At 50.8% G+C, this 15,556-nt stretch carries 15 protein-coding genes; 5 read left to right on the top strand and 10 right to left on the bottom strand.

What is annotated here, in order from left to right:
* Positions 1 to 13 precede the first annotated feature (13 nt).
* The 3 genes from NT073_RS16945 to NT073_RS16935 all read left to right on the top strand — a co-directional run bounded on the left by NT073_RS16945 (position 14) and on the right by NT073_RS16935 (position 2,869).
* Positions 14 to 829, top strand: a complete 816-nt coding sequence (locus NT073_RS16945; protein WP_297375715.1) for an ABC transporter permease — start codon at positions 14 to 16, stop codon at positions 827 to 829.
* A gap of 168 nt (positions 830 to 997) precedes the next feature.
* Complete coding sequence (locus tag NT073_RS16940) at positions 998 to 1,753, top strand: ABC transporter ATP-binding protein (protein ID WP_297375713.1); 756 nt, start codon at positions 998 to 1,000, stop codon at positions 1,751 to 1,753.
* Between the two features lie 90 nt (positions 1,754 to 1,843).
* Positions 1,844 to 2,869, top strand: a complete 1,026-nt coding sequence (locus tag NT073_RS16935) for an MlaD family protein (protein WP_297375711.1) — start codon at positions 1,844 to 1,846, stop codon at positions 2,867 to 2,869.
* Between the two features lie 103 nt (positions 2,870 to 2,972).
* Here the strand turns inward: NT073_RS16935 and NT073_RS16930 are convergent, their stop codons facing one another.
* The 6 genes from NT073_RS16930 to NT073_RS16905 form a co-directional block, all read right to left on the bottom strand.
* Positions 2,973 to 3,671 (bottom strand): head GIN domain-containing protein, encoded by a 699-nt coding sequence (locus tag NT073_RS16930; RefSeq protein ID WP_297375709.1) that lies wholly within the window; start codon positions 3,669 to 3,671, stop codon positions 2,973 to 2,975.
* Between the two features lie 240 nt (positions 3,672 to 3,911).
* Entirely contained in the window at positions 3,912 to 4,958 is a 1,047-nt protein-coding gene (locus NT073_RS16925; protein ID WP_297375707.1) for a sialidase family protein, read from the bottom strand.
* Positions 4,959 to 5,092: 134 nt separating this feature from the next.
* Complete coding sequence (rhaM, locus tag NT073_RS16920) at positions 5,093 to 5,407, bottom strand: L-rhamnose mutarotase (protein WP_297375705.1); 315 nt, start codon at positions 5,405 to 5,407, stop codon at positions 5,093 to 5,095.
* Positions 5,408 to 5,423: 16 nt separating this feature from the next.
* Positions 5,424 to 6,560, bottom strand: a complete 1,137-nt coding sequence (locus tag NT073_RS16915; RefSeq protein WP_297375703.1) for a glycoside hydrolase family 88 protein — start codon at positions 6,558 to 6,560, stop codon at positions 5,424 to 5,426.
* Between the two features lie 26 nt (positions 6,561 to 6,586).
* Positions 6,587 to 8,008, bottom strand: a complete 1,422-nt coding sequence (locus NT073_RS16910) for an FGGY family carbohydrate kinase (protein ID WP_297375701.1) — start codon at positions 8,006 to 8,008, stop codon at positions 6,587 to 6,589.
* A 119-nt stretch (positions 8,009 to 8,127) separates the two neighbouring features.
* On the bottom strand, positions 8,128 to 9,402 hold the full coding sequence (locus NT073_RS16905; RefSeq protein ID WP_297375698.1) for a TIM barrel protein: 1,275 nt from the start codon (positions 9,400 to 9,402) through the stop codon (positions 8,128 to 8,130).
* A 104-nt stretch (positions 9,403 to 9,506) separates the two neighbouring features.
* Between NT073_RS16905 and NT073_RS16900 the strand changes: the two genes are divergently transcribed.
* Entirely contained in the window at positions 9,507 to 9,830 is a 324-nt protein-coding gene (locus NT073_RS16900; RefSeq protein ID WP_297377047.1) for a transposase, read from the top strand.
* A gap of 124 nt (positions 9,831 to 9,954) precedes the next feature.
* On the opposite strand, the gene NT073_RS16895 is transcribed toward NT073_RS16900, so the two are convergent.
* Entirely contained in the window at positions 9,955 to 12,060 is a 2,106-nt protein-coding gene (locus NT073_RS16895) for a bifunctional aldolase/short-chain dehydrogenase (protein ID WP_297375695.1), read from the bottom strand.
* Between the two features lie 193 nt (positions 12,061 to 12,253).
* On the opposite strand from NT073_RS16895, the gene rhaT reads away from it, so the two are divergent.
* Complete coding sequence (gene rhaT, locus NT073_RS16890; RefSeq protein WP_297375693.1) at positions 12,254 to 13,291, top strand: L-rhamnose/proton symporter RhaT; 1,038 nt, start codon at positions 12,254 to 12,256, stop codon at positions 13,289 to 13,291.
* An 87-nt stretch (positions 13,292 to 13,378) separates the two neighbouring features.
* On the opposite strand, the gene metF is transcribed toward rhaT, so the two are convergent.
* Genes metF through NT073_RS16875 form a run of 3 tightly spaced genes read right to left on the bottom strand, consistent with a single transcriptional unit; the run spans position 13,379 to position 15,543 of the window.
* On the bottom strand, positions 13,379 to 14,338 hold the full coding sequence (gene metF / locus NT073_RS16885) for a methylenetetrahydrofolate reductase [NAD(P)H] (protein ID WP_297375691.1): 960 nt from the start codon (positions 14,336 to 14,338) through the stop codon (positions 13,379 to 13,381).
* A gap of 35 nt (positions 14,339 to 14,373) precedes the next feature.
* On the bottom strand, positions 14,374 to 14,685 hold the full coding sequence (locus NT073_RS16880; protein WP_297375689.1) for a hypothetical protein: 312 nt from the start codon (positions 14,683 to 14,685) through the stop codon (positions 14,374 to 14,376).
* A gap of 15 nt (positions 14,686 to 14,700) precedes the next feature.
* Positions 14,701 to 15,543, bottom strand: a complete 843-nt coding sequence (locus NT073_RS16875) for a phosphatase PAP2 family protein (protein ID WP_297377045.1) — start codon at positions 15,541 to 15,543, stop codon at positions 14,701 to 14,703.
* Positions 15,544 to 15,556: the final 13 nt, after the last annotated feature.

Below are 15,556 nucleotides of genomic sequence, written 5' to 3'. Positions count from 1 at the left end.
CTCCATTTTTTGAATGCAGTCTGATACTACAAAACCTACTGATCGTGTTTCAGATCGGCCCGTTGTTACACGACGCCTTGATAGATTTTTACTTGGTTTGGCGGATGTTTCGTCGTTTATCGGCCGTTTCTTTCGGGAAGCTCTTTTGCCTCCCTACGAATTTAAAGAGATTGTTCGCCAATGCTACGAAGTCGGCTTCCGTTCGTTGCTGTTGATTTCCACAACGGGCTTTATCACGGGTATTGTCTTCACGAATCAGTCCCGCCCGTCTTTGTCTGAATTTGGCGCTACGTCGTGGTTGCCATCGCTCATTGCCATTGCCATTGTTCGGGCACTGGGGCCGCTTGTGACGGCACTTATTGCTGCAGGGAAAGTGGGGTCGAGCATTGGCGCAGAATTAGGCTCGATGAACGTAACCGAACAGATCGACGCCATGGAAGTTTCCGGCACCGACCCCTTCAAATTCCTGGTTGTTACCCGTGTACTGGCCACGTCGTTTACCATTCCGTTGCTGACGATGTACACCATATTCGTGGGTCTCATCGGTGCGTATATCAATGTTAACCAGAACGAACAAACCAGTTTTACGTCGTTCATGCAGGAAGTATTCGGCGCAATTACCTACCTGGATATTTTTGCCTCCGTACTGAAATCAATCGTCTTTGGCTTTACCATTGGCATGGTTGGCTGCTACAAAGGCTATCATTCATCAAAAGGTACCGAAGGCGTAGGCAAGGCGGCTAACTCAGCCGTTGTTACATCCATGTTTCTAGTATTCATCGAAGAACTCCTTTCGCTGCAAATCGTAGGAGCGATTCGGGGAAGTTAATACAATTTTGAATGATAGATTATGTGAATGAGTGAATGAAAGGAAGGGCATTGACGCCTATGACGGCCTACAACAGGGCATAGATTTCTTCGTAAAGTGGCAATCTGGCACCATTGACAATTCCCTGAACTTATTCAATCATTCATTCTCCCATTCACTCATCAAACTATGACATCATCTACTGAACCAGTAATTTCAATTAAAGGGCTCCGGAAGTCCTTCGGCGATCTGCACGTCCTGAGAGGTGTAGATCTGGAAGTAAACCGGGGCGAAAATGTAGCTGTACTAGGCCGTTCTGGCACGGGTAAATCGGTTTTGATTAAGTTGATGGTTGGCCTGCTTAAACCCGATGCCGGCAGTATCCTGGTTCTTGGGCAGGATGTACAGACATTACAGGGGAAAGAACTGGATTTGTTCCGGCAAAAAGTAGGATTCTCGTTTCAGAGCAGCGCCCTGTATGACAGCATGAGCATCCGCGAAAATCTTGAGTTCCCGCTGGTGCGGAACGTCCGGAACCTGAGCCGCGGAGAGATTGACAAAGCTGTTGAAGAAGCCCTCGACGATGTCGGCCTGTCGCAAACCATCAACCAGATGCCATCTGAGCTATCGGGCGGGCAGCGCAAGCGGATTGGCATTGCCCGAACGTTGATCCTGAAGCCCGATATCATGCTCTACGACGAGCCAACGGCTGGTTTAGACCCGATCACGAGTATTGAAATCAATAACCTCATCAATGAAGTTCGGGAGCGGTTCGGGGCGACATCCATCATCATTACCCACGACCTGACGTGCGCCAAAACTACCGGCGACCGGGTAGCCATGCTGCTCGATGGGAAGTTTGAGCGAGTAGGCACTTTTGAGGATGTATTTGCCGATCCCGATGAGCGAATACAACAGTTTTATAATTACAAGTTTGTGAATTAAACAGTCTGGTGCGTTTCCAGTTTTCTGTATACGGTTTATAACATTCACCACTATAAACAGTATACCGTACATTAAAATCAAAACCATTCAATGAGTACAGAATCGAACAAACGCTCCGTTGTCGTTGGCATCTTTGTCCTGCTGGGCATCATCATTTTCGTTGCCGGGGTGTTTGTACTGGGCGGTCAACAAAAACGCTTCACGAAGAGCTTTAAACTTATGGCTGTTTTCAAAGACGTGGGTGGCCTCAAAGTAGGTAACAACGTCTGGTTTTCGGGCGTAAAAATCGGTACCGTTAAACGAATCAGCTTTTTCGGCAACGCACAGGTCGAGGTCGACATGAGCATTGAGGAAAGCTCGCAACAGTATATCCGGAAAGACGCCGACGCCACGATAAGCTCCGACGGTCTTATCGGCAACAAGATTGTTGTGATTGCGGGCGGCACCACCAGCCATCCACAGGTGGAAGACGGCGACCGCATCAAAACTTCGGCCGCATTAAGTTCCGACCAGATCATGGCAACCTTGCAGGAAAACAACAATAACCTGCTCAAAGTAACCAACGATTTCAAAGAACTAGTTGGCAACCTCCGGCGTGGGAAAGGTACAGTAGGTGCGGTTCTGACCGATTCGCTGGTAGCCGAGAATTTCAAGAAGGCGATGCGTAATCTTGAACTGGCATCTGGCAATACCGTAAAAATGACGGGTTCCGTTTCGCAGTTTGCCGCTCGCCTGAATACGAAAGGGACACTGGCACATGAATTAGTAACCGACACCACGGTGTTCCGACGCTTGAGCCGCTCCGCGGCCTCCCTTGAGGGCGCGGCTAAATCAGCAAATACAACGGTAGCTACGCTTGGGCAAACGTCTCAAAACCTGAACCGAGCTTCGGAGAAGCTGAACAATACGAACAGCCCACTGGGGGTGCTGCTCACCGATCAGGAAACGGCCGCCAATCTCCGGACTACGTTGAAGAACTTAAGCCAGGGATCCGTTTTGCTCAATGAAGACCTCAAAGCGGCTCAAAGTAATTTCCTGCTGCGCGGCTTCTTTAAGAAAAAATCTAAAGAAGAAGCCAAAAAGAAAGCGGATAGTACAGCGGCCGTTCAACCATAAGTATCTGATGAAGAGTTTCATAGAAATGAGAGGCCTTTAACTCACTATCGAGTAAAGGCCTCTCATTTCTATGAAACTCTTGGCAAGTTAATCGGCCATTACCTTATTCTTTCTGCACAGAACTGGCACCACTCAGTTGTTGCCGCACCGTAGGTGAACCCCTGTAACGTACGGTACTGGCACCACTTGCCTTAACAACTAGTGTGGTGCCCACACTAATGTTCGCTTTACTGGCTCCCGAAACCTCCACATCTGCATGTTCTACCGGGTAGCCAAACGCTTGTACTAATGATGCACCCGACAGATCGCTTGTGAGGGAAGTTCCCTGGCCGGTTAAATGCAACACAGAAGCACCAGACAAGACAAGACTCAGCCGACTGGCCGGAACTGAAACCTGACTTTCGGAAGCACCCGATAAGGAGACGTCGAGATTTTCCAGATTGGAAAAACCACTAACCGTCGAGCGGCTGGCGCCCGAAAAATCAACACCCCGTAGCGTTGGCATTGTAATCGTAAACGCATTCTGGTACTCCCGCCGACGGGAGGTCCGGTACCGGGCATACAGCGTACCATTACGCGTATACACATCAAGGTCATTCAGATTGCGCCGGTCGCCTTCTACCATCACCGCAAAGGCGTTCCCCTGCTGTACGGTGATGTTGAAAGCACTTCCCATATCGACCCGGTCAAACCCGCTAAAAGCATATATTTGCGTACCGCTCTGATACGGGCCGACATCCTCACGGATTAATGAACAGCTGGCCAAGCTGAATACTAAAGCGATTAAAATGAGATTGAGCATTTGGCTGGATGTTGATTTCATAACAACTGGTTGTATTTGTTTTACTATTCGACCACACAGCTCCAGACACCCATTTGTCCGACAGACTGCGTGTTTGCCATTCATGACAACCAGATCGAGACGTACCCCTATTCCAATTCAAAAATTTTACAAAAAAACGGTCTGACGCCAGGCGTCAGACCGTTTTTTACGATTTGATCATTAAAAAGCTTTCGCCGAGAAGTGTCAGAACTCTAGTAGCTACGACATTTTTTTAGGGTCGACAACCACGTGTCTGATTCGCTGACGTTTCCAGGTATAGGTTATCTGTAAGAGTCCATCGGCAGTTTGAATGACCGCCGGATAGGAATACTCACCGGGCGTATTTTCGAGCACAGCCAGGGTCTTCCAGCTTTTACCATCGCTTGAAATAGCGACTTCAAGTGGCGTACGAGGACCACCAGACTTACCGGGTGTTGGCGAAACCGGATTGTAAACCAATACCTGCCGACCATCGGCGAGCGTAACTGCGTCCGTTCCGGAATTTGGGTTGGGCAGCGTCGTTTTTTGCAGGGGCGACCAGGTCTTGCCGCCGTCTTTTGACCAGGTTTCGGCAACGAATCCTGTTTTCTGACTCCGGCAAAGTGCCTGTAACTGCCCACCGGGGTGAAAAAGCACACTGGGCTGAATGGCTCCATCGTTCACGCCGTCATTGATTGCTTCCGTTCGCTGCCATGTTTTGCCCCAATCACTGGTCTGCTCAAAATGAACCCGCCAGTTATGATCTTCCGAACTGCTTGGGCACAGCAACACGCCCGAAGGCAGCAAAACTGGTTTGTTTTTAATAGGACCCGCAATTCCTTCCGGCAACCGCTCCGCTGCCGACCAGCTTTTCCCACCGTCTGTCGACCGTTTTAGCATCCCCCACCAGGTAGACGGGCTGGGGCCAACTTTATAAAACAGAAGTAATTCGCCTTTGGGAACCTGAAATAATACCGGGTTCCAGCAGGGCAGCCGTTTGCCATCGGTTTGAACACCCGTTGCCACTTCTACGGGCGTTGTCCAGCCAGATTTGGCCGCGCTGCTTACCCAAATCCCTACGTCCGGGTGCCGCTCACGGGTTCCGCCAAACCAGGCGGCCACCAACCCCTGGGGAGTTTCTGCGATGGTAGATGCATGGCATTCCGGAAAGGGGGCCTGTTCATAAATAAATTCACTTTTCAGAACAGCTGGGTTCGCGGGTTGCGCCGGAAGGACACGAGTGGATACCGCAAAGAATACAGAAAGGTAAAAGGCGTGTAGTTTCATATTTCCAAAATGCGATCAGTGAGCGTACTTACTCAGCAGAGCCAACTTTTTTGTTAGTACAGGCACAATAGCCTGATTCTATTGATACTCTACTGTTTCTATGACCAAACAGACTATATCCCCCAAGCCAATTATTACACCTGATGAAAGACCCGTTCCAGGGGAACAGCCACGGGCGAATGGTCGGGGTTTGTTTCCATCAGGTCGGCCATATAAGCCCACCAGCGCTTCATAACGGGCAATCCGGGCAAATCGGCAGTGGTATGGTTGGGCAGTCGTTTCTGAACAGCGAACAGGGTTCCCGTTGCGCGGTCGAGGTAGATTGAATAATCCCGAATACCGGCCTCTAAAAGGGCCTGGGTTAACTCGGGCCATATTTCATCGTGACGGCGCTGGTACTCGGCCTCAACGCCTGGCTTCAATTTCATGGTAAAAGCTACTTCTTCCATCGTTAAATCCGCGTTTCTATTTTTTCATTTTATACAATTCCGTACCAGCCAGCAGAAAACAGCCCAGACCATAATCCTCAAAATCGGGCTTGCTGTCGTAGGTTACCGGCTGACCATCTTTGGGCTCTTTGCCCGTTCCCTGCACGTACCCCAGAAAACCATTCGGGTGTACCGATTCAGAGGCCATGGCATTCCAGGCTTTGGCGATGATGGGTTTGTAGATTTCCCCGTCCAGTAAACCGTGGTTGATACCCCACGCCATTCCGTAGGTGAACAGGGCAGTTCCAGTAAGTTCTTTTCCGCCAAAGTTGGCAGGATCATGCAAGCTCACATTCCAGAAGCCATCCGTCCGTTGCAGGGGTGCAAGGGCCCGCATCATGTCGAGGTACGTTTTCTCGTATTCGTCTCGATGAGGTGCCCCTTTCGGCATAATGTCAAGCACGCGAACAAAAGCCGCAACTACCCAACCGTTCCCCCGTGACCAGTAGCAATCTTTGCCGTTTGGTTCTTTGTAGGGCGGCACAAAATCCTTATCGCGCCACCACAAACCGTCTTTTGGGTTATAAAGCCCATTGCCGCCGTGTTTGGTTTTTGAGTATATGTAAATCTGGTACATCTTCTCAAAATAGCTCGGGTCATTCTCCAGAACACCCAGTTGTGCAAACACGGGCATGGCCATCTGCAAAGCGTCGACCCAGTTCCAGTCGTCCACTTTATCACTCTTCACCATCGCGTCAATAGACGCTTTGATGTCATGCAGCCGTTCGGGCTTTTTATCAATCAGATAGAGGTCGATGTACGTCTGGCCGCAGCACTGATCATCCGCATTGCGCGTGTTGACACCGCTTCGCAAGCCCCATTGGTGCTTCTCACCCCATTCAGCAGCGTAATTGTAGTAGGGTTTCTTTTTGTCGATCCCATACAAGGCCATCAGCCCCTCGTAATAGACCGACCGCGTCCAGATGTTGCTGGGGCGTGTTTTGTTGGTTACGATTTCTTTTCCGGGATCGGGCCACGATGCCATAAAATAGGCATTGACCAGTGTCATTTTTGTCAGAATATCTTTCTTGGCAGGTAACTTCTGCGCTTGTACAGTCAGAGTTACGACCAGCATAAGCAAGCCCAGACGACCAGCCAAAGGGTTAATACGCATCATTAAGTGGATAATTGGGGCTACGTTTAAGCGACCACAGAAGCCGTGTATTTCCTGAGTTCCACACAATCGGCAGGCATGGGGCGCGTATTCCAGTGGTGATGAACAGCGAGTGCTGCCCCCAACGCCGACGCCTGCGCCACAGAGGCTGCATACACATCAAGGTCGGGGAAGGCACGGGCGAGTAGGTTCATGTAAATCGGGTTCTTCCCGAATCCGCCATCGACAAGGATTCGTTTTACCACCGTGCGACTGCCGGACGTATCGTTCAGCACCAGGTTGGTCGAAACCAGTTGCTGGGCCACAATGTCGAGGATTAGCTGATGATAGGCCTCCTCATAATCGGCAAAGTCTGTCAGATCACGCTGCCCGAATAAAGAGCCTTGCATGGACAAAAGCTGTTTACCTTTCGCATCGTCTTCCGTCGTCACCTGACTGGCATGCTGACGCAGTTTCTCGATGGTTTCGGGGTTATACCCCACCTTGATATAGTGCTCTATGGGAACAGCAAAATGATCGGCAAGGTGCTTGATCTGCTGTTCGTGCTCGTAACCGGCAAACAACCGGGACGATTTGACAGACTGCCCCTTGTAATGCATGTAATTCAGGCAATCGTACTGCAACTCTTCAGCTGTGAGCGGGCTATTGTTGAACGGATTCATACTTACGCACCAGGTTCCGGTAGAGATCAGTACGAAGGGATTACCCTCGTTCTGTGTGGAGGCCAGATACGGAATCAAAGCCGCTGAACTGTCGTGCAGACCCACCCCTACCTGAACGGATTTGCCGCTGACTGTAATCTCTTTGGCCGAATCTGACGGTACGATGGGCGCCAGATAAGGGGCAACATTTTCCCGATCAACCCAGTCATGATACCCTTGCCGGTCGAAATCCCAGAGCATGGTATGGCACCCGATGCTGGTCAGTTCAGAAACCGGCCAGTTGTTAATCAGGCTGCTCACGTATTGCGGTAAGTGAAGCGTGTAGGCAAGTTTCGCCAGCACATCTGGCTGCTCGTGCCTGAGCCGATACAGTTGAAGACCGGAATTAAGGCTTCCCAGCGAAGGTGACGCTGTTTTGCGGGTTATACTGGTTTCCGGCCCATAGGCATCGAAAAACTGCTGCAGGAGTGCAGGCGGATACGCTTTCAGGTAATTGTAGAGGGGACAGAGTGGTTTCCCTTCGCCGTCGACATGAACCATACTGGCCCCGTAGGTCGAGAAGTTTACCGCCCGAACGTCATAGTCGGGCAAGGCCAGTACATCGGCCAGCGACGATTTCACCCAGTTTGTGAGCCGATGTACATCTTCGCATAAGTCTCCGTCCTCATCCGGAATTTCCGTAAACTGCTCTGATCTTTCGTGAACAATCCGGTAATTTTCGTCAAAAAGAAATAGCTTCTTATTCGTCTTCCCAATGTCGAAAACCGCAATAGCAGGTGTAGTCATGAAGTATCAATTATGAATCAGTAAACGATAAAATGAGTGAATAATAAGACCCACCGAAGTAGTGATTAAGCGATCATCGGCTATTCACTCAATCTATCATTCACTCATTCATAATTAAGTTAAAGTCCCGTAGCAACTGTTTTGGCACCACGCTCACCGATCAGTTGCTGGCGAACGTCCAGTTGCCGGTATAAGCCAAGTGGGTTCAGTGATGCACCGGCCCGCCGACGCGCTTCAGCAACCAGCGGCCGAACATCTGTGCGGAAAGCATCCTGTAAAATCTCCTGTGCCCGAACGGCATCGTTGGCTTCGCGGGCTTCTTCCAGTGCTTCGCGGTCCACTAACAGGGCCTGGGCATACGCCAGCTGGATGGCTTCGACCGACTGAAGCAGGTCTTCGAGCGGATCTTTTACGTTGTGGCTGGCGTCGATCATCCAGCCAAGGTCGGTAGCGTGGTTCATACCTTTGGCATCCAGGCCATCGACCAGTTCGGTGAAGATCAGGAAAAGCTGATATGGTTTGATACTGCCTGCCGTCAGGTCATCGTCTCCGTATTTGGAATCGTTAAAATGGAAACCACCTAGTTTACCCTGATGGAGTAAAATAGCGACAATCTGCTCGATGTTGGCATTGGGCAGGTGGTGGCCAAGATCGACCAGCGTATAGGCTTTCGGGCCGAGTTTGTTGGCGTAGAGGAAGCTGCTGCCCCAGTCGCCAACGGTCATCGAATAAAAGTTAGGTTCGAAGGCTTTGTACTCGACAAATACTTTCCAGTCGTCCGGGAGTGCCGCGTAAATTTCTTCCAGGCTCGACAGTGTTCGGTCAAAGGCTTTCCGAAAATTAAGCTGTCCGGGGAAACAGGAGCCATCCGACAGCCAGACGGTGAGGGCTGTAGAGCCCAGCGCCACGCCATGCCGGATCACCTCAATGTTGTGGTCGATCGCCTGCCGACGAACGGCGGGGTCGGCATGCTGGAGCGATCCGAATTTATAACTCAGCTCGGCGTCAGGCTGATCCTGAAAGGTGTTGGAGTTGACGGCATCGAACCGCAGGCCATGCTGAGCGGCCAGTTGTTTGATGGCTTCCGGGTCGGTTGGAATGTCCCAGGGGATGTGCAGGGATATGGCACCACTGGCGCGGTTCAGGGCATGCAACAGGCCCACATCGGCGATTTTCTCTTCCAGACTGCGCGGCTCTCCCCCACCCGGAAACCGACCGAAACGGGTACCGCCCGTTCCCAGCGCCCAGCTCGGAATAGCGATCTGAAAGGCAATGAGTTTCTGAATAATGGGCTCCGCTTTAGCCACCTCCTGTGTCCAGTAGGACAGTTTACGCTGGTGACCTTCCAGCAGCGTCTGATTATACTCGGCGATGTGTTCAGGTTGGAGATTCATAAGGGTTCAGATGCTTTTATATCCATTAAGAAGAATAATGGAAATTAATACAGTTATCACAAAGAGCCGTTCCTACGCAAACAGTTCATTGACACGGGTGCTTTATACAACGTATTGGTGGCGTGGCGGACTATGTCCATTTGTTGTTTTTGCTTACTCCAGGCAAATCCATCACCGATGTCATGAAACAACTTGAAGGCGGCAGATCACATGCGTTCAATCAGGTGAAGCTGACGACTGTTCCATTTGACTGGCAAACGGGTTATGGTGCTTTTTCGGTTCGCGAATCACACATACCTCAGGTAAGGACGTACATCCTAAATCAGAAAGAACACCACCACACCACTATGTTTACGGATGGATTTAACGGTTTATGGCCCATTACGGATTACCACCCGATGAAAATGGGTGATGCAGAAAACCCTTGAAACGGTTGATAATTACGCGTGATCCGTTTTATCAACTCACCAATAAATTTGTGGGCTGGTACAGGCCATTTGTGATGTCCGGTTTAGGGCTTGTCGTTTAAAAGCCCTAAACCGGACACTTTTTTTACCGAACAAAGGCCATGGCTACACCACCGTCGACGTTCAGCACGTTGCCCGTTGACTTGGACAGTAAGCCGTTTACGAAGGCAAGGCAGGCATTGGCGATATCGTCGGGTAAAATGATTTCGTTCAGCAAGGTACGTTTGGCGTAAAAACCGGGCAGTTCTTCTACCGAAACACCATACGCTTTGGCACGGCCTTCAGCCCAGGCACCCGCCCAGATTTTAGAGTCGGAGATAACCGCGTCGGGGTTCACGACATTGACCCGGATATGGTCTTTGCCCAGTTCGGCGGCATTCAGGCGGCTCAGGTGCAGCTGAGCCGCTTTGGCCGAGCCATAACCGGCATTATTCGGGCCCGAAACCAGCGCGTTTTTACTGACGATGTTCAGCACATCACCGCCCAGTTTCTGCTTCCGCATCACCTCAACGGCTTGCTGAGTTACCAGGAACTGGCCTTTCACCAACACGTCGTACAGCAGATCCCAGTCCTTTTCAGTATGCTCTTCAATGGGTTTTGAAATGCTCAGGCCAGCGCAGTTCACCACGATATCAACCCCGCCAAAAGCGAGTGCAGCGGCACTGTAGGTATTGGCAATGGTGCCAGAGTCGGTTACGTCCAGCAAAGCGGCTGTGTACGCATCTTTACCATACTGTTTCTGAAATTCTTCGTTGGCACCGGCCAGCCGATCGGCGTCGTTATCATTAATAACGACTACAGCCCCTTCGGCCAGAAAGGCTTTGGCGATGGCTTTACCAATCCCCCCGGCGCTGCCCGTAATCAGGGCAATCTTGCCCGACAGTGGTTTAGGTTTTGGCATCCGCTGAAGTTTAGCTTCTTCCAGCAGCCAGTATTCAATATCAAACGCTTCCTGCTCGGGCAGCCCGACGTAATCCGAAACCGCTTCGGCCCCTTTCATTACGTTGATGGCGTTGGTATAAAACTCGGCTGCCACCCGTGCCGTTTGCTTGTCTTTGGCGAAAGTGAACATGCCCACGCCCGGCCACAGAATCACCACCGGATTCGGATCGCGGATGGCGGGGCTATTGTCATGCTTGTTGCGCTCGTAATAGGCTTCATAATCGGCTCGGTAATCGGCAAAAGCCTTTTCCAGGTAGGCGCTGCTGCCCTCACCCGAAAGCTGTTCGGGGTCAAGAACCAGCGGGCGGATTTTTGTCCGCAGGAAGTGGTCGGGGCAACTGGTGCCCAGGCGCGCAAGCCGGGGCAGATCGTTGGAGTTAACAAATTCGAGTACCCGTTCATCGTCGGTAAAATGACCGATCATCCGGCGGTGACCCGAAGCCAGACCACGTAAAACCGGCATGAGTGCTGCGGCCTGTGTTTTACGGGTGTCGGCATCGGTATTTTCGCGGGCAGCGCCACCAAATACGGGCCGTTTTTTACCGTAGTTAGCGTTCAGGTATTCGGAAGCCTGTTCGATGACTTCCAGCGTATTCATATACGATTCGTAAGACGTATCACCCCAAGTGAACAGGCCGTGTCCGCCGAGAATAACACCCCGCAGATTCGGGTTATTCTTAACGGTTTCTTCCAGTTTCAGGCCCAGGTCGAAGCCGGGTCGCTGCCAAGGAAGCCAGGCCAGCTGGTCGCCCCAGATTTCGTGCATGATGGCTTCTCCATCGCGGCTCGCGGCAATGGCAATCAGCGCGTCGGGGTGCAGGTGGTCAATATGTTTGAAAGGCAGTAAGCCGTGTAAAGGTGTATCAATGGATGGAGCGGCACATTTGGGGTCGAACAGGCAGTGGTCGAACAGGCCAACCATCTCATCTTCGAACTCAAGGCCCCGGTACCGTTTTTTCAACGCATGAAGCCGATCCACGTAGAGGTTAGCGCATCCTTTCTTCGTCAATGTACCAATATCTCCACCCGATCCTTTCACCCACATCACCTCGACCGGCTCGCCCGTCAATGGATTGGTTTCCATCAACTTGACCGATGTATTTCCGCCGGCATAGTTCGTTAGGCGCAGGTCGGCTCCGAGCAGATTTGAGCGGTAAATAAACAGGGCGACTTCATCGCCAGCCAGTTCTGCCGCCTTTTTATCATCCCAGAGGTAGCTAACATAATTGAACGCTTGCGTGGTATTCATAGAAAATAAGTAAGTAGTATCCGTCAGCAATCTTGTTTTAGACAAAGTAACTGCAATCTTTTTTCTCCTGCTTCATGTACTCTCCTGTTAGCGTTATTAAATAATTTTATTGATATGCCCCCCGCTAACGGGCAGGAGAGAACAGGTAAGTTTTGGTAAGGAGAGTCAATACATTCGAAAAAAATCAAGAAAAGTGGCCGTATTCCTGGGTGTTATCTTTCATGCGCTGGGGGGCTTTGCCTCCGGCAGTTTTTATCTACCGTACAAAAAAGTCCGTGGCTGGGCCTGGGAAAGTTACTGGCTCATTGGTGGCTTGTTTTCCTGGCTGGCCGCTCCTTTACTGCTTGGTTCACTCACCGTGCCCAATCTCTTCGATGTACTGGCAAAGTCGTCCAGCGACACCATTTTCTGGACGTATTTCTGGGGTGTTTTATGGGGCTTTGGTGGGCTGACGTTTGGCCTGGCCATGCGTTACCTGGGTCTGTCGCTCGGCATGGCCGTTACGCTGGGCCTTTGCGCCGTTTTTGGTACACTCGTACCGCCTATCTGGCAAGGGCAGTTTGGTACCCTGGTCGGTACAACTTCCGGGCAGGTCATTATGCTGGGGCTGGCCGTTTGCGTATTAGGCATTTCTATTTGCGGGATCGCCGGGATGATGAAAGAACGGTCACTGACTGACGAACAGAAAAAGGCCGTTATTGCCGAATTTGATATTCGAAAAGGGCTAATGGTGGCGATATTTTCGGGAATCATGAGCGCCTGTTTTTCATTCGGCCTCACCGCCGGGCAACCCATTGCCGATCTGGCCGTTAAGAATGGAACCGATCCGCTGTACATGAACAATGCCGCTCTGGTCATTATTCTCCTCGGCGGGCTGACCACCAACGCCATCTGGACCATCTATCTGAACATACGCAACAAAACGTATACAGACTATGGGAACATGTCCGCCCCCATTCTGAAAAATATTATTTTCTGTGCTATGGCTGGCTTCACCTGGTATTTCCAGTTCTTCTTCTACGGTATGGGCGACAGTAAAATGGGCGAATACCGTTTCTCGGGCTGGACCCTGCACATGGCTTTTATCATTGCCTTCAGTAGTTTTTGGGGCCTTTACCTGCACGAATGGCGGGGTGCCAACAAGCCAACCATGCGGACGATCTCACTAGGCATTACTATGGTAGTTCTCTCGACAGTTATTGTCGGCATTGGCAACTATCTGGCCGAATAGAACCCTATTTCCATTTAAAACGGTTGGGGGTCGTGGTTTCAAATCTGAAACCACGACCCCCAACCGTTTTATACAAGTGCAGTCGTTTTAGAAAACTTCCTGAGCAATTTTCATGATGTTGTCGGATTTGCCCATGGTGTAGAAGTGCATAACAGGAGCGCCCGCTTTTATCAACTCGCGGCACTGCTGAATGCACCACTCCACTCCCACCTGCCGAGCCTGCTGGTCGTTTTCGCAGGCTTCAACGGCACGGACCAAATCCTCCGGCATGTGAAGGTGAAACAGCTTTGGTAGAATCTGGAGATGCTTGCGAGTGCTGAGTGGTTTTAAACCTGGGATTATTGGCACCATGATCCCCTCCTGCCGACAGCGCTCCACAAAACTCAGGTATTTGGCATTGTCGAAGAACATCTGGGTTACGATGTAATCCGCCCCTTTATCAATTTTCTGTTTGAGGTACTGAAAGTCAATGTCGTGATCAACAGCTTCGAAATGTTTTTCGGGATAAGCCGCTACGCCAATACAGAAGTTACTGGGAGCCAAAGCCGTATCTTCTTCGTGCAGGTAGATACCCTTGTTCATATTGGCCACCTGCTCAACCAATTCACTGGCGTAGGAATAGCCATTTTCTTTGGCTTTGAAGGTCGAGAACGGCTTGGCCGGATCGCCACGAAGCACCAACGCGTTATCGATACCCAGGTAATGCAGGTCGATCAGGAAATCTTCGGTTTCTTCCCGGCTGAACCCTCCACAAAGCACGTGCGGTACGGGGTCCACCCCAAACCGATGCATGATGGCCGAACAGATACCCACGGTACCGGGCCGTTTGCGGGTTACTATTTTCTGAATGGTGCCATCGGGAAGGGGCCGTTCAATGTATTCTTCACGGTGGTAGGTAACATCAATAAAGGGCGGCTTGAACTCCATGAGCGGCTCGATATTATCGAGCAGACTTTTCAGATTATCCCCCTTGATGGGCGGAATGACTTCAATAGAGAAAATAGGTTTGCCGTTAGCGGCTTTGATGTGTTCAGTAATTTTAGTCATTTCAGTAAAACTCACAGATGAACGGCAGGCACTCTCTACTTCTTCATGAAACGCCCCAGCCCCGACAAATAAATAGCAGTGGCAATCATAATGAGGACCACCGTACCACCAATTACAAGAAGTAACTCTCTTTCTGTTGTGAACCGTTCAATTACAAAGGACAATCCGAAAAAGATACCTCCAACTCCTATACAATACAGCCCTGCATACCGGGCCAGGCCGTCTTTTTTTGACGGATCAACTTGATTACTGTCCACGTTCGATAAGAGGTGCGTTGCCTTATAACGCCAGATGCCAGCTCCCAGCAGCGCAAGCCCAATACCCGTACACAACATCAGTATATTCATAGAAGATTATATCTATTAACGCGAAAACACCGCTAAGCGCAGGTAAATTCCATTGGCCGCGCCGTTACTCCAAGGCTGTATATCCAACCGACGGCCCAGTTCGCTCTGGTTTTTAACCTCATGTAGTTTCGGGATCCCCCAACCCACCAGCGACCCGAATGCGGCCCCGGCGAGCAAGTCAGTCGGGTAGTGCAAACCGGCTTCATAGCGAAGGATAGACGAGGCAGATGCCAGCCCCAACGCTCCAACCCAAACAACCGGTTTTAGTCGGGAATGCGGAAAATAATGCCGAAATACTTCACCCATAAAGACCGCCGTGGAAAAGGAAATGGTGGCGTGGCCGGAGAAAAACGACTGGCTGGCATCGCGTGTCAGTTTCTCTTCCAATGGCGCAGCGGGGTTGTGTACAAACGGCCGACTCCGCTGTGTAATAGCCTTTACGGTCCGTTCGATACCACTGGACAGAGCTATCGTTTCGATATACATCACGGCAACCGTTTTAAAATCCTGCCGCATCGTTTTCGTGCCCAGAGCCAGTAAACCTAGCGTTGCTACATTTCCGGCCAGTGCCACATCGCTCAGCTTATCGGCAGTTGGTGACCAGTGGTAGGTCGCGCTCCGATCGAACGTATTGACTTCCGTTCGATTAAGAGACGCTACCTGAGCGCTGGTCAGCGGGTCGACGGTTGAACCGAGCAGGACGGATGTGCCAAACGATGCGACACCCGCCCCCAGCAGGGTAAGCTCCCGACCCGTCTTTAATGCATAAGGCGACTGAGCCAGAGACGCACTGACAATGAATGTCGATTGAAAAAAAACGAGCAAACCTAAAATCTTTTTCCGGCAACTACCTTTCATACTATTCATCCTA

It is taken from the genome of Spirosoma sp., assembly GCF_026391055.1.
Taxonomy (GTDB): Bacteria; Bacteroidota; Bacteroidia; order Cytophagales; family Spirosomataceae; genus Spirosoma.
The sequence above is the reverse complement of the archived record's forward strand: the minus strand, read 5'-3'. Positions and strand labels throughout refer to the sequence as shown.